Genomic DNA, 17,351 nt, shown 5'->3' with positions numbered 1-17,351 from the left:
GTCAAGCTCGATGCGATTCGGCGGACCCAGGCGGTGATCGAGCTGGACGCCGAGGGTGCGCCGCTGTCCTGCAACGAGCAATTGATCGACTGGCTGGGCGTCAGGAGCGAAGCCGATGCGCTCGAGCGTGTCCAGGTTCGTCAACGGGTGCCTGACAAGGAGTGGAAGAAGCTCTCGACCCGTTCATCGGTGAGCACGAGATTGAGTGTGCCCCGGCCGGACGGCGAGAAACTCGACCTCGAGGTGATGCTCAATCCGGTGGTCGACGAGAGTGGCAAGCTGGTGAAGTTGATCGCCTACGGTACTGACGTATCGGAGCGCAACCGCATGGTGCAGCACACCCGGTCGGCGCTCGAGGGGGTGCTCGACCGGATCGGCAGTATCGTGACCTCGATCGACGGCATCGCCGATCAGACCAATCTGCTTTCCCTCAATGCCGCGATCGAGGCGGCGCGGGCCGGAGAGCATGGTCGCGGCTTTGCGGTGGTCGCGGAGGAGGTCAGGGCGCTGGCGAAGCGCTCGTCGGTCTCGGTAGGCGAGATCGGTGAGTTGCTCGAGCAGACGCGCCACACCGCCGAAGAGTTGTCGGACTGGATCGGCGGCTCGCGCGAGGGGGCGCAGAATGGCCCGGGTGGGCAGGGGAGACGCGAAAAGCGGTATCGATCTGCCGGTGATCCGCGCGTCACGGGTTCGGAAACGAAGGCGGTCACGAAAAAGGCCTCCTGACGGAGGTCGAACGCATGCCCGCACCATGTTCGAGGCACGGTGGTCCGGTCCCGGGAGGCGGTGCCTGCGCAGGCGGGCGCGCGAGGCTTACACTCTCGGGATGATTCCCTTCTCCGTTCTTGACCTGGCGCCAATCACCGAAGGCTCGGATGCCGCCACGGCATTGGCCAACAGCGTCGATCTCGCCCGGCACGCCGAAGCGCTCGGGTATCGTCGCTACTGGCTCGCCGAGCACCACAACATGCCCGGAATCGCCAGCGCGGCCACCGCCGTGGTCATCGGCCAGGTGGCCGCGGCCACACAACGGATTCGGGTGGGCGCCGGCGGCATCATGCTGCCCAACCATTCCCCGCTGGTGGTGGCCGAACAGTTCGGCACGCTCGCGACCCTGTTCCCGGGGCGGATCGACCTGGGACTGGGCCGGGCGCCCGGCACCGACCAGACCACGGCACGTGCGTTACGTCGGGAAGCCAACGAGCCGCATCGATTCCCGGAAGACGTGGCCGAGGTGCTGGCCCTGCTCGACGACCCCGAGCCCGGTCAGGCCGTGCGCGCGATCCCCGGGGTGGGCACGCGGGTGCCGGTGTGGATCCTCGGTTCCAGCCGCTTCGGCGCCCGATTGGCCGCCGCGCTGGGCCTGCCGTTCGCGTTTGCCTCGCACTTCGCCCCCGGCGAGCTGATGGCCGCGCTGGCCGACTACCGCGAGCAGTTCCGCCCGTCACGTTTCCTCGACCAGCCCCACGCGATGCTGGGTTTCAATGCCTATGTTGCTGACTCCGACGAGGAGGCGCGGTTTCATGCCAGTTCCATGGAGCAGGCCTTCGTCGCCCTGCGCCAGGGTCGTCCCGGCCCGATCCCGCCGCCGGTGGCCGGCTACCGCGAGAGGGCCTCACGCTTCGAGCGGGCGGTGGTCGAACAGACCATGGTCTGCTCGGCGATCGGCTCGCCCGAGACCGTCGAAGGGGAGATCGAGGCGTTTCTCGAACGCACCGCTGCCGACGAGCTGATCGTGACCAATTCGGGCTTCGATCATGCCGCCCGCTGTCGTTCCTACGAACTGCTCGCCGGGGTGCGCAATCGCCTTGCCAACCGCAGGGGGGCCTCGTGATCCGAGGCGTAACGATACTGGCAGCGGTGGGCCTGGACGCGAGGAGTCGGCGGGGCGTCCCGACCCCGGGAACCGGTTCGCCGTGACCGGGCGCAAGCGTGTCTTCGTCGCCCTGTGGCCGGATGAGGAGATCCGGGCGTCCCTGCATCGTCTTGTGCGCGGGCTCGATGTCGGCGGTCGGGCGGTGCCCCGGGAACACCTGCACCTGACGCTCGCCTTTCCCGGCACCATCGAGGCACACGCGGCCGATTGCCTGGCCGAACGGGTGGCCAGCCTGCGTGTCGGTCCGATACCGATCCTGCTCGACCGACTGGGCCATTTCCCCGGCGCGCGGGTCGCGTGGGTGGGCCCGTCGCACGTCCCTCCGGCCCTGGCGCGGCTGGCGGCCGAAGCACGCGGGCTGTGCCTATCCTGCGGGGCGCCGAGCGACGATCGGCCGTTCGTCCCGCACGTCACCCTGCGACGCTTCGCCCGACCGCCGGTCGCCCCGACCCCGGAGACGCCGATCCACTGGTTCGCCGATACCGCGGTGCTGGTCGAATCCGGCCGTGACGGGCACCCCGGTCCGTATCGACTGCTCGCCCGGTCGCACTAGGCGGTTCGAGCAGACCGTTCTTATAGCAGCCACTCGATCGGCATCAGAGAAAAGAGCCAGGTCATCCCGCGCTTGATCAGTCCGGCGCCGGGCTCCCGGTCGTGTTGGATGATGCCGGCGCCGGTGTGCTCCAGCCAGCGGATCTCGCCGTCGTCGAGTACCAGCCGGTAGGCGCTGGTGGGCACGTGCATCTCGAAGGTGTGGCTGATGGCACGGGCCAGCTCCGGGCTGTCGATGACGAACCCGAGTTCGGTATTGAACAGCACCGAGCGCGGATCGACGTTGTAGGAGCCGATGAATAGCTGGCAGTCGTCGACCACCACCGCCTTGGCGTGCAGGGTGGTCGCCGGGCTGCCGAACAGCCCGACGCCGTTGGGGCGAAGGTCGCCCGCGCCGAGACGTCGCATTTCGTAAAGCTCGACACCCGCCTCGAGCAGCGGCCGCCGATAGCGGGCGTAGCCGCTGTGCGCTGGTGGCATGTCGGTGGCATCGAGCGAGTTGGTCAACACCCGCACGCGCACGCCGCGGCGGGCCAGCGTTGCCAGGTCATCGGTCAGCGTCGGAGTGGGGATGAAGAACGAGGAGATGATGTCGATCGAGCGAATCGGCGTGTGCAACTCGTCGCGCAGTGAGTAGGTGAGCAGGTCTTGGGGGTCGTGTTGGCCCAGTCCCTTGGCCGGTGGGTCGATCATCAGCCGGGCGGGCGCCCATTCCAATTCCAGTTCGGCGTCGAGCAGTCGGCCGACGACATGGTTCTCGCGCACGGCCGCCATCAGGTTGCCGACCTCTGGATCACGCGCGATCGTGTCGGCCTCGATCTCGAGGGCCTCCAGCGTGTCGTCAGCCGTCTCGTCATCCGGTGCCGGCAGGATGCGGTCGACCGGGTAGGCCGAATCGCTCTGCCAGTAGCGGTCGAAACCGCGAGAGACCTCGTCGACCATCGGCCCGACGGCAAGGACGTCGAGGTCGGAGAACAGGAAGCCCTCGTTGGTGACGAAATAGCTGTCGCCGAGGTTGCGTCCGCCACTGATCAGCGCCCGGTTGTCGGCGATGATCGCCTTGTTGTGCATGCGGCGGTTGGCGCGATCGAAGTCGACGAGAAACCCGAGCCAGCGGGCATCGCGCGTCATGAACGGGTTGAACAGTCGCACGGCGATGTTGGGGTGGGTGTGCAGGGCGGCAAGCTGGTCGTCGAGCTGGCGCGTGCCCTGGTCGTCGAGCAGCAGCCGCACCCGTACGCCGCGGTTGGCCGCATCCATGACTTCGCGCAGCAATAGAGTGCCGGAACGGTCGGCGTACCAGATGTAGTACTGCAGGTCGAGGCTGCGCTGGGTGGTGCGCGCGAGGTGGGTCCAGGCGGCGAAGGTCATCTCCGGGTCGGAGAGCAGGTAGAAGCCGGTCCGGCCGGGGTGGCCGGCCGTCTGCGGGGCCAGCGCATCGCCCAGCGTGGTGGCGCGTGTTTCGGCCGGGGGGAGGGAATTGCTCAGCTGCCGTCCCTCCAGCGGCGGGAGGGCGCAGCCGCCGAGCATCAGGGCGACCCCGATGACGAGGCCCATCCGGGGCGTAGGCGCCTGCCTCAGCCAATGCGTGACCACTCGCCTGAGCAATCGCGATTCCTCCCTGGTTGGTCCTTGGGCTCGGTCCGGGCGATGATTTCACGAATGACCTCCGCCTGTCATGCGAAGTGTTCGGCGCGTGGTGGTAGCGCCAAGTGCGGGCAAACCCGCGCGCCCTTCTCGGTCGGGCCGTCAAGGACCCATTTTCCGGCGTCGCGAGGCTCGTCCATGGATCTCACCCTTCGGGCCGGGGAAGCCGGCCGAATCGGCAGCCAGTCGATTCGGCTCCGTCCCTGTATTGGGAGTCACCCTTCCGCGGCGGCCCCATGCCCTGCATCTGTTCGGCTCAATGTGCGCTTCAGCGGTATCGGATTCTTGTCGACCTTCCCTTGTCATCCGGCTGCGTTGCTCATCCGGCTGCGCGTTGCCTTCCAATGTGTGCATTGGTGCCGACCCGCTGGCACAATCGCGTCCCCTCAGCGATCAGTTTCACTGAGCGCACCGTTCGACGGTTCGGTAAATCAGGGCCTCGGCCTAAAGATTCGTGCAGCGGGCCCGATAACCCCCAAGCGTCTGTTCGGATGTCATGCCGGCGGTGGGCCCGTCGCTTTTCGAACCCTCGTTCTCTTCGACTCATTGCCCAAATGGCCATCGACTCATGCGCAAGAACCTGCCCGTCACCGATATCGAACACACCTTTGCCCCCGGAGAGCGCCTGGTTTCGACCACCGATCTTGAGGGGCGAATCACCTACTGCAACGACGCGTTTGTCGCCATCAGCGGCTATTCGAGAGACGAGCTGATCGGCGAGCTGCACAACATCGTGCGGCATCCGGACATGCCCGCGTTGGCCTTCCAGGTGATGTGGCAACATCTCAAGGCCGGCCAGCCGTGGATGGGGCTGGTCAAGAACCGTTGCAAGAACGGCGACTACTACTGGGTCGACGCCTACGTCACGCCGATCACCGAGCATGGCGAGGTGATCGGATACGAGTCGGTGCGGTCCTGTCCCTCGCGCGAGGATGTCCGGCGGGCCGAGCGCCTGTACCGCCACATCAACCGGCACGGTTACCGTGCACGTCGCTTTCGCCTGCATGCCCAGGATGCGATTGGCCTGGTGGGGTTGGTCGGTTCGGCGGGACTCTGGCTGGCGGGATTCGGATCTCCGGCCCTGCTGGCCCTGGCCGTGACCGGCGTGGCATTCGGGTTGCTGGAGCGCATGCAGCAAAAGGGCCTGATCTCGACGTTGAACCGGCAGATGCCGCAGGCTTTCAGTCATCCGTTGGCAGTCGATTCCTATACCGACGAGGCCGGGATGCTCGGCCGCTTGCTGGTGGCGATCAAGAGTGAGCACGCCCGCATGATCACGGTACTCACCCGCATCGAGGACGCCTCCGACCAGGTCAGCCGCCAGTCCTCGGTCAGTCTGGAACTCTCGACCCGGGCCAAGGACGAGATCGCGCGCCAGCAGGCGGAGACCGAGCAGGTCGCCTCCGCCATGCACGAGATGTCGACCACCATCAACGACGTCTCCGAACACGTCCAGCGGACCGCCGACGAGGCGACCCGCTCGCAGGAGCTGGTCGAGGAGGGGCGCGGGCTGTCCACTCGGACCCGCGAATCGATCGTCGACCTCCAGGAGACGGTCAACGCCATCGGCGAATCGGTCGAGGGGGTCTCCAACCAGACCGGCGCGATCGCCAGTGCCGCCGGGATCATCGATCAGATCGCCCAGCAGACCAACCTGCTGGCACTGAATGCCGCCATCGAGGCGGCGCGCGCCGGGGAGCACGGCCGGGGCTTTTCGGTGGTTGCCGAGGAGGTGCGTGATCTTGCCAGTCGCACCCAGGAATCCACGCGCGACATCCACGAGATCATCGCCACGCTTACCCAACAGGCGGAGAAATCCGTGGCCGTGGCTCGACGGGGGCGCGAGGCGGCGACGGCCGGGGTAGAGCGGGTGCGCGAGTCCGAGGAGATGCTCAACGGCGTGGCCGAGGCGGTCGCGCAGATCCGCGACATGGCCACCTCCATGGCCGCGGCGGTCGAGGAGCAGGCGACCGTTTCCGGCGAGATCGATCGCCAGGTACACAATATCTCCGATCTGGCGAATTCCAGCCTCGACCAGTCGGCCGCCGCCGAGGACAAGATCCACGACCTCGAACACATCGCCGCCGCCCTCCACGAGCTGGTCACCCGCTTCAAGCGACATTGATACCTGGCATGCCCAGGTCTCCTGCCGGAGGGACGCGGTCGGCCCCATCGGTTGGGTCCTGCCTGCCAACTGTCGATTCGTGAACTAGACTCAACTCCACCTATCCCATGAACAGGCACGTGTTTCTGGTTGAAATGCAGCCGTTCATCCGACCAGGAGGTGGTTAATGACTCAGGCAGAGATCGTCAGCGAACGTTATCCCCACAAGGTCAGCGCGGTGTTTCACGATGCCCGTCGTGCCCGCGATGCGGCCAGCGCACTGGCTGCGAAGGCCGGTTTGTCCTCGGATCAGATCGAGCTGGTCGAGCCGCACGATCCGAAAGTCGCTAAAAAGGTAGAGCCCGAATCCGGGCGTATCTTCCAAACCATCCTGCGTTCGCATCTTTGGCTCGGGATTGCCGGGCTGGTCGCCGGTCTGGTTCTGGCGGGGATTCTTGTCGCCATGGGTCTCGATTTCGCGCAGACCCGCCCCATGTGGGTGTTTATCCTGGCGGGCGCCTTCGGTGCCGTCGGGGGCATGCTGCTGGCGGGTCTGGTATCGGTTCGTCCCGATCACGAGCCGGGGATCGTCAAGGCCGAAGAGGCGAGTGAAGAAGGTGAATGGACGGTGGTGGCCCATGCGCGCGACGAGGACGAGAAGCAACGCGCCGACGAACTGCTCGAGCACTACTCGAGGGACGTCACCGATTCCCTCTGAGCCGGTGATCAATCGACCCCGGCATTGATCCTGCCCCCGGCCCGAGGCTGGCCGGGTGTGCATGAACCGGGATTGCCCGTCGGCCAGTCGCCCTCGCGAAGGCATGGGCAAGGAGTCCTCGGATGCCGTTTGATATCGACTGGGTCTCGGTCTACTCGAACCTCATCTACCTGGCCGCGGCCTACGTGCTGGCCCTGCCGGTGGCCCTGGAACGCGAGGCGAATTCGCGCTCGGCCGGGCTGCGCACCTTCCCGCTCGTGGCGGTCGCCACTTGCGCCTATATGCTGCTCGGTATCAACGTGCTCGATTCCAGCGATGCCGAGTCACGGGTGTTTCAGGGGATCATCACCGGGATCGGTTTTGTCGGTGGCGGTGCGATCCTGAAAAGCCACGATCACACCATCGGTACGGCAACCGCCGCGAGTCTCTGGACGACGGGCGCGATCGGGGTGGCAGTAGCGTGGAATCATTTCGAGATCGCCTTGCTGCTCTCGATCGTGACTTTCGCCAGCCTGCGCCTGCTGTGGCCGGCCAAACAGGTGCTCAATGGTCATCATGAGCAGTCGGATGAGGAAGAGGCGACGTCACGGTCCAGCCGGGACAAGGACGGGTAGCGCACCGGCCCGCGATGGGCCGAGGCGGCGGCGCGGGTCTCGATCTCCTCGAGGTCTTGCCGCTATACCGACACGAAAGAAGGCCACCGACGCATCGGTGGCCTTTCTCGTGGTGGGGTGGCCCAGTAGTGCCCCTGTCTTGCCAGGCCCGGTGGGCACAAGTGGTCAGTGAAGGGCCGTGCTTTTCGCGCCGAGGTTCCTTAGTCGGACTCGCCGTTGGCTTCCGCCTCCTTGGCCTCCGGGCCGACGATCACCACGACGCGCCTTTCCGGATCCACGTGCTGGTCGAACGCCTGCCGAATGTCACCGTCATCCACCGCTTCGACACGGTCGGTGTAGTCATCGAAGTAGTCGAGTGGCAGGTCGAGGAAGGACAGTGCACCGATCTGCTCGGTGATCTTGGAGTTGCTGTTCAGGCGCATGGGAAAGCCGCCGACGATATTGGCCTGACTGTCGGCCAGTTCCTCGTCGGTCGGGCCGTTCTCGATGAACCCCGACAGTTCCTCGGTCATCAGCGACAGGGCGGTGTCCACCTGGTCGTTGCGGGTCTGGATGCCCATCACCAGCCGGCCGCCGGCACGCAGCGGCATCAGGTAGCTGTAGGTGCTGTAGGCCAGGCCGCGCTTCTCGCGCAACTCCGACATCAGCCGAGAGGCAAAGCCGCTGCCGCCGAGGACGTGGTTGCCGACGTACAGGGGCAGGTAGTCCTCGTGCTTGCGCGGGATGCCGTCGAGGGCGATCAGCACGGTCGACTGCTCGGATGGGAAATCGATGCGCCGGGTTTCGGATTCGTTCAGCGGCGGCACCTCGGGCAGGGCAGGCGGCGCCGAGCCGGTGGGCAGTGCGGCGGTCAGGGTGTCGGCCAGTCGTTCGGCGGCCTGCCGGTCGAGGTCGCCGACGATGACGACGGTGGCGTTGTCCGCCACGAAGTGCCGATCATGGAAGGCGCGGACGTCGTCCGGCTCGATCGCCTCGACCGATTCGCGGGTGCCCTGGGTGGGATGGGCGTAGGGGTGATCGCCGAAGGCGGCCTTGCGCAGCGCGTCGCTGGCAACCGCCTGCGCGGATTGCTGGCGGGACTGGATGGCGCGCAGCTGGCGCTTGCGTTCGCGCTGGATGTCGCCGTCGCGGAAGGCCGGGTGGGCGACGACCTCGGCCATCAGCTCGACGGCCGGCCACAGCCAGTCGTCCTCGGTGAGGCTGCGCAGGCGCACGGCGGTCGATTCGAGATTGGCGCTGGCGGAGAATTCGGCGCCGACCCGGGCGAAGCCGTCGGCGATCGCCTTGGCGTCGCGCTCGGTGGTGCCTTCCTCGAGCAACGACGCCGTCAGGCTGGCGGTGCCGCCCTTGCCCTCGGGGTCGCGCGCGCTGCCGGCATCGAAGATCACCCGTGCATCGACCATCGGCAGGCTGTCGGTGGCGTAGAACAGCACATTGGCGCCGTTGTCTGTCTGCCAGGTCTCGACCGGCAGGACCGACTCGGCGCGCGGCGCGCTCGAGATCAGCAGGGCGCCGGCGGCGAGGATCAGCGGCCAAAGGCGGTTGTGGGCATCAGTGAACACGTTCCATACCTCCGGTCGGGCTGGGCAGGGCGGGCGAATCATCGTCTTTCGGCTCGAGGGTGGCGATCGTCAGGCCGTCGTCGCGGAAATACTCGCGGGCAACGGTGCGTACGTCCTCGGCGGTGACCGCACGCACGCCCTCGACGAACCGGTCGGCCAGTCGATAGTCGAGTCCGATCGTCTCGTAGACGCCGAGCTTCATGCCCTGGTAGAACAGCGAGTCGCGCTGATAGACGTCGGAGGCCGCCACCTGGGCCTTGATGCGGTCTAGCTCGTCCTCGTCGACCGGCTCTTCCTTCAATCGCTCGATCTGCTCGAGCAGCAGCGCCTCGACGGCGTCGAGCGACTGGTCATCGCGGGGGACGGCATTGACGGTGAACAGGGTGGTCTCGCGGGCGTTGAGGTTGTAGCCCGCGTCGGCGGAGGAGAGCTTGCCGGCGCGCACCAGTTCGTTGTGCAGGCGCGCCCCGGAATCCCCGGCCAGGATCCCGGCGATCACCGCCAGGGTGTAGGCGGTGCGCGAGTCCTCTGCGGTGACCAGCGAGGGTGCCTTGTAGCCCATGCTCAGGCGCGGCAGCTTGGCGGGGATGACCAGGTTCGCGCGCTTGAGGCCGTGTTGTTCCATTTCCTCGCGCGGCTTGGCCGGTGCCAGGTCGCGCCGTTCCACTGCCCCGTAGTGACGGTCGGCCAGCTTGAACACCGTCTCGGGCTCCACGTCGCCGACCACGATCAGCGTGGCGTTGTTGGGTGCGTAGTGCGACTGATACCAGTGCTCCAGGTCCTCGACCGTGTAGGCGTCGATATCGGTCTTCCAGCCGATGATCGGATGGTGGTAGCCGCTGCTGGTGAAGGCCGTCGCGTAAAGCAGCTGGCTGAGGCGGGCATTGGGGTTGTCGCGCATTCGCGAGCGCCATTCTTCCTTGACCACCTCCTTCTCGCGGGAGAACTCCTCGGGGTCGATGCGCAGATTGGCCATCCGGTCGGCCTCCCAGCGCATCATGGTCTCCAGTTCGTCGGCGGCGAGTGTCTGGAAATAGGCGGTGAAATCGCGGCCGGTGAAGGCGTTCTCCTCGCCGCCGAGCCGCGCGACGATGTCGGAGAATTCGCCGGGGCCGAGGTTCTCGGTGCCCTTGAACATCATGTGCTCGAACATGTGGGCGATGCCCGTGATCCCGCCCGGCTCGTCGACCGATCCGACCTTGTACCAGATCTGATGGGTGACGACCGGGGCGCGGTCGTCGGGCAGCACGAGCACCTTGAGACCGTTATCGAGGGTGGTTTCTACCACCTCGGCGGCGCCGGCGCGCGCGGCCAGTCCGGCGAGCAGGAGCGGGGTGGCGAGGAACAGGAGGAGTCGTTTTCGTCGGGTGCGCATGCGTCTTGAACTACCTGTACGTTTGGCCGTGGGGTCGGGTCGCCGTAGCGCGCGGCAACGCGCTATGACAGCGATCGGAGCCGATGGTTCCGGCCACTACCCGTCCTCGGGTCATGCCCGGTATCCGGGACAAGCCGGGGCGGATCAGGATAGCCGGTCCTGAGGAGGATTTCCTGGCCCGCCCTGCAACGAAAAAAATCCGGCCAGCGGCCGGATCGGGTAATGCGAGGTGAGAGATGAATCACCGAAGATCAGGCGTTGACCACGCGCTGCGGTCCGGTTCGTGGCACCGCGTCGATGGCCGGGGGCGTCCCGTCGTCGGATTTCTCCGCGTAGGGGGTGCCCGGGCCGTTGACCAGGAAATCCATCAGGTGGTTGCGGAACGGGTAGTAGTGCCCGTCGTGGTGCATCTCCTGGCGCGAGCGCGGCTTGGTCAGCGGGTTGTAGGCGCACTCGGCGACCTCGGCGAACGGCCCGTTGGTCATCAGCAGGATCTTGTCGGCCAGCAGGATCGCCTCGTCGACGTCGTGGGTGATCATGAACACCGTCTGACCGGTGGCCTGGCAGATCGAGAGCAACTCGTCCTGGATGACGCCGCGGGTCAGGGCGTCGAGCGCACCGAACGGCTCGTCCATGAGCAGCATCTTCGGCTCGATGGCGAACGCCCGGGCGATGCCGACGCGCTGGCGCATGCCGCCTGAGAGCTGGTGGGGCTTCTTGTCGATCGCGTGATCGAGGCCGACCATCCCGACGTACTTCTCCACCTGGGCGTTGATCTCGGCCTTGGAATGCTGCTTGAAGCGCGATCTGACCGCGAAGGCGACATTCTCACGCACCGTCAGCCACGGCATCAGCGCGTGGCCCTGGAAGACCACGCCGCGGTCGAGACCGGGGCCGGTGACTTCCTTGTTTTCCATGAACACGTAGCCGTCGGTGGCCTTGTCCAGTCCGGCGAGGATGTTGAGGATGGTCGACTTGCCGCAGCCGGAGTGGCCGATCAGGCAGACGAACTCGCCCTTCTCGATCTCGAAGTCGAGGTTCTGGAACACGGTGACGGGTTCCTGCCCGGCCGGGGAGGGGAAGGTCTTCTCGAGACCTTCTACCTGGATGAAGGATGGGGTAGACATTTTCAGACCTCCTTATAGCTGACGGCACGGCCGAGCAGACCGAAGATGGCGTCGAGGATCATGCCGACCACGCCGATCAGCAGGATGGCGAAGATCACGTTGGCAAGATCGAGGTTGTTCCACTCGTTCCAGATGAAGTAGCCGATGCCGGTGCCGCCGACGAGCATTTCCGCGGCGACGATCACCAGCCAGGCGATGCCCATCGAGATGCGCATGCCGGTGAGGATGGTGGGAGCCGCGGCCGGCAGGATCACCTTGAACGCCTTCTTGATCGGACCGACCTCGAGCGTCTTGGCCACGGCGAGCCAGTCGTCACGCACGGAGGCGACCCCGTAGGCGGTGTTCACCATCATCGGCCAGATCGAGCAGATGAAGATCACGAAGATCGACGAGACCGAGGCATCCTGGATGATGTAGAGCGCCAGCGGCATCCAGGCGAGCGGCGAGATGGGCTTGAGGATCTGGATATACGGGTCCAGCGCCTTGTGCATCAACGGCGACATCCCGATCAGAAAGCCCAACGGCACCGCGACCAGCGCGGCCAGCGCGAAGCCGGCGAGCACCCGCCAGAGCGAATGGGCCAGCTGGATGCCGATGCCGCTGCTCGAGCCATCGATCTCGAACGGGTCGGACAGGTGCATCGCGATGGCCGCGCCGATGTCGCCCGGTGTGGGCATGTCGGACTCCTGGACCGTGTCCAGTCCCATCATCTTCGCGTACTCGGGATCCATGTCGCCGAGATCGACCTGGGTGGGCAGGGTCGCCCCCCACCACGCGCCGACGAAGGCGAGCAGCAGGAGAATCGAGATGATCCCGGCCCGCAAGCTGAGTGACTGGCTCATGACTTAGGCCCTCCCGATCTCGAATGATTCGAGGTATTCCTGCGGCTTCGCCGGATCGAATTCCTTGCCCATGATCATGTGCTTCTTGCTGTTGATCTCCGGTGCCGGCAGGCCCATCTCGGCGAGACGCTTGCGCGCATCGGTGGCGCGGAAGATCTCCTCGGCGATGTCGGCGTAGTCGATCTCGTCCTCGATGTAGCCCCAGCGCTTCATCTGGGTGAGGATCCAGACGCCCATCGACTCCCAGGGGAACGGGTCGAAGTCGGCGCGCTCGGGTTCCTCGATGATGTTGCCAAGCCCGTCGGCGTAACGGCCGGTCATCACCTGGTCGAGCACGATCTTCGGCTGGTTGAGGTAGTTCTTCGGCGCGATCGCCTCGATGATCTCCGGGCGGTTTTCCTTCTTGTGCGCGTAGACGGTGGCGCTGGCGATGGCACGGAACAGCGCGGAGAACGTGTTCGGATTCTCCTCGACGAAGGTCTTCGTCGCGCCGAAGGCACAGCAGGGATGGCCGTCCCAGAGGTCCTTGGAGAGTACGTGGATGAAGCCTGCACCCTCGTAGACCGCGCGCTGGTTGAACGGCTCGGGACCGAGGAAGCCGTCGATGTTGCCGGCCTTGAGGTTGGCGACCATCTCCGGCGGGGCGATTACCTTGAGCTTGACGTCGCGGTCCGGGTCGACACCGTGCTCGGCGAGGTAGTAGCGCAACAGCAGATTGTGCATGGAGTGGTCGTAGGGAATCCCGAAGGTCATGCCCTTCCAGTTCTTCGGTTCGCGATTCTCCTTGTGCTTGTTGTGCATCGTGATCGCCTGGCCATTGATGTTCTGGATGGTGGCGACGTAGGTGTCCTGCTTGCGCGCGCCGATCCCGAGCGAGGCGGAGACCGGCATGGGCGAGAGCATGTGCGAGGCGTCGAGCTGGCCGTTTCTGACGTTGTCACGGATCAATGCCCAGCCGGCGGTCTTGATGACCTCGACGTCGAGGCCCTCGCGCTCGTAGAAGCCCATCGGGTGGGCCATGATGATCGGCGTGGCGCAGGTGATAGGGATGAAGCCGACCTTGAGTTTCTTCTTCTCCAGCGGACCGACCGGGTCGGCGGCGACCGCCTTGGCGGCGGCCATCGGGAAGAAGGTGGAGACGGCGGCCATGGCCGTGCTCACGCCGACCGCCTTGATGAAGTTGCGGCGGGTCCGGTCTTCCGGGAAGAGCGAGCGCATGACTGCGGACTCGACCGCGCGGTCGAGGGCCGCCTCGTCGTCCGTCGGGTTCGGGCTGGCGGCCAGGGCGGCGTTGTGGTCGGCCTGACTGGCGTGCTTGCCGCAGCTGCAGCCGCGGTGCAGTGACTTGTCGGGATCGAACGGGTTGTCGAATGTGGACATGGTTTCGCTCTCGGGTCGGTGAGTGACGCCTTCGAGATTGCAGATGCCGTGCCACACCGCCCGTTTGCGTCAGATCAGCGCTTTTTGGCAGAAAATGGCGCCTGTTCGCACCACGAAAGAGCGCTCATCCGCTGACTGTCCCGTTATTGGTGCGTTGTCAGGGACCTGATTGCCGCGCAATGCCCGTCAATGGCGGACAAAGTCATGGGCCTGCTTCTTGCAGCTTCGGGAATGTCATCCATTTGTCCGGAGTGCTCCCATGAGCGAGATGTCTGCCAACCCCTCCGAGATCAGCCGGTCCCGGGCAATCAAGTCGTCTGCCCGCGCCGACAGCGCCGATGCCGAGCTGCTGGTGGTCCACGAGGCGACCCAGTGGCTTTCCCACATGAATGACCCGGATACCGTCATCGGCCGGATGCTGCGCCTGCTCTCGCAGATCACGGGGCTGAATCGCGGCCGGGTGGTGCTGCCGGACGCCAGCGGCGAGTTCATGGACATTCGCTATGCCTACGGTCTTTCATCCCACGAGCGCGCGCGGGGACGCTACCGGGTGGGCGAGGGGGTGACCGGGCGGGTGATGCGCACCGGGCAGGTGGCGGTGGTCCAGGACATCGACGCCGAGCCCGTCTATCTCACGCGGGCGGTGGATCGCGACACCCTGCCCGACGAGATGGTCGCCTTCCTGGCCGTACCCATACTCAACGAGGACCAGCCGATGGGAGTGCTCGGCGCGCACCGCATCCGCGAGCGCCACCGGCCACTCGATCGGGATATCACCTTGATGCGCATCATGGCCGCATTGATCGCCCGGGTGCTCAAGGTCGACGACCTGATCCGCGAGCAGACTGCTGCGCTCACCCAGGAGAACGAATCGCTGCGCGAGGCCTTGTCGAGCAACCAGGAAGGCCGCCACGGCATCCTCGGCGAGAGCCCGGCCCTGCGCCAGGCAGTGCGCCAGACCCTGCACGTCTCGCCCACCCAGGCCACCGTGCTCTTGAACGGCGAGTCCGGCACCGGCAAGGAACGCTTCGCGCGGATGGTCCACCTGACCAGCCCGCGCTGCGACGGGCCGTTCATCGCCATCAACTGCGCGGCGATTCCCGACGCCCTGCTGGAATCCGAACTGTTCGGTCACGAGAAGGGGGCCTTCACCGGTGCGGTCTCGGCCAAGAAGGGCAGCGTCGAGCTGGCCTCGGGGGGCACGCTGTTTCTCGACGAGATCGGCGATCTGGCCTTCGATCTGCAATCCAAGCTGCTGCACGTGCTCGAGCGGCAGACAATCCATCGGGTCGGGGGCACCAAGGACGTGCCGGTGGACGTGCGCATCATCGCCGCGACCCACAAGAACCTGCAGGAGGCGGTCAACCAGGGGCGTTTTCGCATCGATCTCTTCTACCGGCTGAACGTCTTTCCGATCCACCTGCCGGCCCTGCGCGAGCGTGACGGCGACGTCAAGCTGCTCGCGCGGCACTTCCTGCAGGTGGCCAGCCAGGAGTTCGATCGCAACGCGGCCTTCGAGGCCGGGGTACTCGATCGGCTGGCCGCCTACAACTGGCCGGGCAACATTCGTCAGCTGGAGAACGTGATCAAGCGCGCGGTGCTGGTGGCGCAGAACGGCTGGATCACCGTGGCCGACATCGAGCTGATCCTGACGCACGAGTCGCATGTCACCGACCACCTCGAGGCCGGCGGCACGCCCGCCCCCTCGCGGGGCGTGGCCGAAGCCGGGAGGGGCGGCGGCGAATTCGGGGCAGCCGGGCAGGGAACCGACCGATCTTCACATGCGCCACCCTCGTCCGGCGGGCGCGGCTATCGCTGGGTGCGCGAGGACGAGGCCGATGCCCTGCTCGAGGCGCTCCGCGAGACCGGTGGCAACAAGACTCAAGCGGCAGTGCGACTGGGGATGAGCACTCGCCAGTTTCGCTACCGCTTCGAGAAGCTCGGGTTGCGATCGGAATGAGGCCCCCTTGCCGGATCGATTGCGGCCATCCGAGAGGCAGCAGGCGGGTGTGAACAACCACGGTGCCGGCTACACTGTGGTGGTGTCCGCAACTTGGGGCTCGCTACGGGTTGAACTCTGGAGGTATCGTGATGAAACAGGTTGCTCGATTTGTCACCCCGGCCGTCATTGCCGCGTTCACCATGGGCAGCATGCCGGCGATGGCGGCGCCGTCAGCGGTGGTCGACGGGCTGGTCACCACCCAGCAGGCCGTTGATGCCGATCAGGCCGGCGCCGATCGTGAAAGGATCGCGGAGTTGTTGTCTCGCGACGAGGTTCGTAGCCAGCTGGAGGCGCAGGGCGTGGATCCGGCCGAGGTCGAGCAGCGCGTGGCCGCGCTGTCCGACGAGGAGGTGCGCGAGATGAACGCACGCCTCGACCAGATGCCGGCAGGGGCCAACGCGGTCGTCGGTGCGCTGTTCACGGTGTTTATCGTTCTTCTGGTGACCGACCTGCTCGGCCTGACCGACGTGTTCCCGTTCACTCGCTGACAGGCGGGATAACGCGATCATGCGAAACCGGAGAATCGAAAGCGCCCGCTGGTCGGGCGCTTTGTTGTGTCTGGCGCTGGTTTCCTTGCTGAGCGGGTGTGCCACCACTCCGCCACTGTCCGATCAGACGCGATCGTCCCTCCCGGAGCGCAAGCAGATCGAGGCGGTGCCGTTCCACGCTCAGCGTGATTTCCAGTGCGGGCCCGCCACATTGGCGATGCTGCTGGGGCACGAGGGCAAGTCGATCCGCGTCGACGAGCTGATCCCGCAGGTGTTCCTGCCCGGGCGCGAGGGCAGTGTCCAGCCGGAAATGCTGGCCACGGTCCGCCGCCACGGGCTGATTCCGTACGTGATCCCGGGTCGGCTGGATGCGGTGTTGAGGGAAGTGGCGGCCGGTCGGCCGGTTGGCGTGCTGCAGAACCTGTCCTTGGCATGGTGGCCGATGTGGCACTACGCCGTGGTGATCGGTTACGACCTCGACGACGAACGCCTGCTGCTTCACAGCGGCGAGACGCCGCGCATGGAGGTCTCCATGGCGCGGTTCGATGCCACCTGGGCGCGTTCGGATCGCTGGGCCTTCGTCGCCCTGCCGCCGGGAGACCTGCCGGCCACGCCGGTCGGGCGCGAGACGGCCGCGGCCATTTCGGCATTCGAGTCGGTGCAGGGGGCCGAGGCGGCGCTGCCCGCCTGGCGAGCGCTGGCCGAGCGCAAGCCCGATCTCGCCCTGGCCCAGTTCGGGCTGGGTAATGCGCTGGCCGCCGGCGAAGCGCGCCGCGAGGCGGCACGCGCCTTTCGGCGGGCCGTCGAGGCCGACCCGGACTTTGCGGCGGCGTGGCTCAATCTCGGGCTGATCCAGCGCTCGCTCGGCCGGACCGAACAGGCCCGGGAGGCCCTCCGGCAAGCCGCGTCGATCTCCGGGCCGCTCCAGGAGCGGGCGCAGGAACAGCTCGAGGCGGCCGACCAGGCGCGGTGAATGCCCGCGGGCCGAGTCCTCGGCCCATTCGGACACGGCCCCGGTTCAGTCTGGCTTGCCTGGTTCGATCAATGGCACCCAGCCGGGCAGC

General features: G+C 66.3%; 15 protein-coding genes. 9 read left to right on the top strand and 6 right to left on the bottom strand.

The genetic code is table 11. From position 1 onward, the window contains the following. The 3 genes from ACLFRM_RS05650 to thpR all read left to right on the top strand — a co-directional run. A partial coding sequence (locus tag ACLFRM_RS05650; RefSeq protein WP_410754746.1) for a methyl-accepting chemotaxis protein occupies window positions 1–726 on the top strand: 726 nt, incomplete at its 5' end. Between the two features lie 100 nt (window positions 727–826). Beyond that, window positions 827–1,834, top strand: coding sequence for an LLM class flavin-dependent oxidoreductase (locus ACLFRM_RS05645; protein WP_410754745.1), 1,008 nt, complete (start codon window positions 827–829; stop codon window positions 1,832–1,834). Between the two features lie 82 nt (window positions 1,835–1,916). Then, the gene (thpR, locus tag ACLFRM_RS05640) at window positions 1,917–2,429 is read left to right on the top strand and encodes an RNA 2',3'-cyclic phosphodiesterase (RefSeq protein ID WP_410754744.1); all 513 of its coding nucleotides are present in this window, start codon (window positions 1,917–1,919) and stop codon (window positions 2,427–2,429) included. Between the two features lie 20 nt (window positions 2,430–2,449). Here thpR and ACLFRM_RS05635 read toward each other — a convergent pair whose 3' ends face one another. Then, entirely contained in the window at window positions 2,450–3,985 is a 1,536-nt protein-coding gene (locus tag ACLFRM_RS05635; RefSeq protein ID WP_410754743.1) for a phospholipase D family protein, read from the bottom strand. Window positions 3,986–4,643: 658 nt separating this feature from the next. Between ACLFRM_RS05635 and ACLFRM_RS05630 the strand changes: the two genes are divergently transcribed. The 3 genes from ACLFRM_RS05630 (at window position 4,644) to ACLFRM_RS05620 (ending at window position 7,511) form a co-directional block, all read left to right on the top strand. Continuing rightward, window positions 4,644–6,200 (top strand): PAS domain-containing methyl-accepting chemotaxis protein, encoded by a 1,557-nt coding sequence (locus ACLFRM_RS05630; RefSeq protein ID WP_410754742.1) that lies wholly within the window; start codon window positions 4,644–4,646, stop codon window positions 6,198–6,200. A 166-nt stretch (window positions 6,201–6,366) separates the two neighbouring features. After that, complete coding sequence (locus tag ACLFRM_RS05625) at window positions 6,367–6,897, top strand: hypothetical protein (RefSeq protein ID WP_410754741.1); 531 nt, start codon at window positions 6,367–6,369, stop codon at window positions 6,895–6,897. 122 nt (window positions 6,898–7,019) lie between these two features. Then, window positions 7,020–7,511 carry an MgtC/SapB family protein gene (locus ACLFRM_RS05620; protein WP_410754740.1) on the top strand — a complete coding sequence of 164 codons (492 nt, stop codon included), beginning with the start codon at window positions 7,020–7,022 and terminating at the stop codon, window positions 7,509–7,511. Window positions 7,512–7,711: 200 nt separating this feature from the next. Here the strand turns inward: ACLFRM_RS05620 and ACLFRM_RS05615 are convergent, their stop codons facing one another. The 5 genes from ACLFRM_RS05615 to ACLFRM_RS05595 all read right to left on the bottom strand — a co-directional run bounded on the left by ACLFRM_RS05615 (window position 7,712) and on the right by ACLFRM_RS05595 (window position 13,797). Further along, window positions 7,712–9,073: a M16 family metallopeptidase gene (locus ACLFRM_RS05615; RefSeq protein WP_410754739.1), complete on the bottom strand. Its 1,362-nt coding sequence runs from the start codon at window positions 9,071–9,073 to the stop codon at window positions 7,712–7,714. Further along, window positions 9,063–10,448, bottom strand: a complete 1,386-nt coding sequence (locus ACLFRM_RS05610) for a M16 family metallopeptidase (protein WP_410754738.1) — start codon at window positions 10,446–10,448, stop codon at window positions 9,063–9,065. The genes ACLFRM_RS05615 and ACLFRM_RS05610 overlap by 11 nt, the downstream gene beginning before the upstream one ends. 251 nt (window positions 10,449–10,699) lie before the next feature. After that, window positions 10,700–11,575 carry an ABC transporter ATP-binding protein gene (locus ACLFRM_RS05605; RefSeq protein ID WP_410754737.1) on the bottom strand — a complete coding sequence of 292 codons (876 nt, stop codon included), beginning with the start codon at window positions 11,573–11,575 and terminating at the stop codon, window positions 10,700–10,702. 2 nt (window positions 11,576–11,577) lie between these two features. Further along, window positions 11,578–12,417: a nitrate ABC transporter permease gene (gene ntrB / locus ACLFRM_RS05600; RefSeq protein WP_410754736.1), complete on the bottom strand. Its 840-nt coding sequence runs from the start codon at window positions 12,415–12,417 to the stop codon at window positions 11,578–11,580. Window positions 12,418–12,420: 3 nt separating this feature from the next. After that, window positions 12,421–13,797: an ABC transporter substrate-binding protein gene (locus ACLFRM_RS05595; RefSeq protein ID WP_410754735.1), complete on the bottom strand. Its 1,377-nt coding sequence runs from the start codon at window positions 13,795–13,797 to the stop codon at window positions 12,421–12,423. 268 nt (window positions 13,798–14,065) lie between these two features. Here ACLFRM_RS05595 and ACLFRM_RS05590 point away from each other — a divergent pair, with 268 nt between their 5' ends. The 3 genes from ACLFRM_RS05590 to ACLFRM_RS05580 all read left to right on the top strand — a co-directional run bounded on the left by ACLFRM_RS05590 (window position 14,066) and on the right by ACLFRM_RS05580 (window position 17,260). Next, the gene (locus ACLFRM_RS05590; RefSeq protein ID WP_410754747.1) at window positions 14,066–15,757 is read left to right on the top strand and encodes a sigma 54-interacting transcriptional regulator; all 1,692 of its coding nucleotides are present in this window, start codon (window positions 14,066–14,068) and stop codon (window positions 15,755–15,757) included. Between the two features lie 131 nt (window positions 15,758–15,888). Next, window positions 15,889–16,287, top strand: coding sequence for a PA2779 family protein (locus tag ACLFRM_RS05585; protein WP_410754734.1), 399 nt, complete (start codon window positions 15,889–15,891; stop codon window positions 16,285–16,287). Window positions 16,288–16,306: 19 nt separating this feature from the next. Continuing rightward, window positions 16,307–17,260 (top strand): PA2778 family cysteine peptidase, encoded by a 954-nt coding sequence (locus ACLFRM_RS05580; RefSeq protein ID WP_410754733.1) that lies wholly within the window; start codon window positions 16,307–16,309, stop codon window positions 17,258–17,260. Window positions 17,261–17,351: the final 91 nt, after the last annotated feature.

This window comes from Guyparkeria sp. (genome assembly GCF_046540515.1).
Lineage (GTDB): Bacteria > Pseudomonadota > Gammaproteobacteria > Halothiobacillales > Halothiobacillaceae > Guyparkeria.
This window is presented reverse-complemented; position numbering and strand designations above follow the sequence as displayed.

Excerpts from the sequence above, each read along its gene's own strand:
- ACLFRM_RS05645 (WP_410754745.1), top strand. The coding sequence starts at position 827 with ATGATTCCCTTCTCCGTTCTTGACCTGGCGCCAATCACCGAAGGCTCG.
- ACLFRM_RS05635 (WP_410754743.1), bottom strand. The coding sequence starts at position 3,985 with ATGGGCCTCGTCATCGGGGTCGCCCTGATGCTCGGCGGCTGCGCCCTC.
- ACLFRM_RS05630 (WP_410754742.1), top strand. The coding sequence starts at position 4,644 with ATGCGCAAGAACCTGCCCGTCACCGATATCGAACACACCTTTGCCCCC.
- ACLFRM_RS05625 (WP_410754741.1), top strand. The coding sequence starts at position 6,367 with ATGACTCAGGCAGAGATCGTCAGCGAACGTTATCCCCACAAGGTCAGC.
- ACLFRM_RS05620 (WP_410754740.1), top strand. The coding sequence starts at position 7,020 with ATGCCGTTTGATATCGACTGGGTCTCGGTCTACTCGAACCTCATCTAC.
- ACLFRM_RS05610 (WP_410754738.1), bottom strand. The coding sequence starts at position 10,448 with ATGCGCACCCGACGAAAACGACTCCTCCTGTTCCTCGCCACCCCGCTC.
- ACLFRM_RS05605 (WP_410754737.1), bottom strand. The coding sequence starts at position 11,575 with ATGTCTACCCCATCCTTCATCCAGGTAGAAGGTCTCGAGAAGACCTTC.
- ntrB (WP_410754736.1), bottom strand. The coding sequence starts at position 12,417 with ATGAGCCAGTCACTCAGCTTGCGGGCCGGGATCATCTCGATTCTCCTG.
- ACLFRM_RS05595 (WP_410754735.1), bottom strand. The coding sequence starts at position 13,797 with ATGTCCACATTCGACAACCCGTTCGATCCCGACAAGTCACTGCACCGC.
- ACLFRM_RS05590 (WP_410754747.1), top strand. The coding sequence starts at position 14,066 with ATGTCTGCCAACCCCTCCGAGATCAGCCGGTCCCGGGCAATCAAGTCG.
- ACLFRM_RS05585 (WP_410754734.1), top strand. The coding sequence starts at position 15,889 with ATGAAACAGGTTGCTCGATTTGTCACCCCGGCCGTCATTGCCGCGTTC.
- ACLFRM_RS05580 (WP_410754733.1), top strand. The coding sequence starts at position 16,307 with ATGCGAAACCGGAGAATCGAAAGCGCCCGCTGGTCGGGCGCTTTGTTG.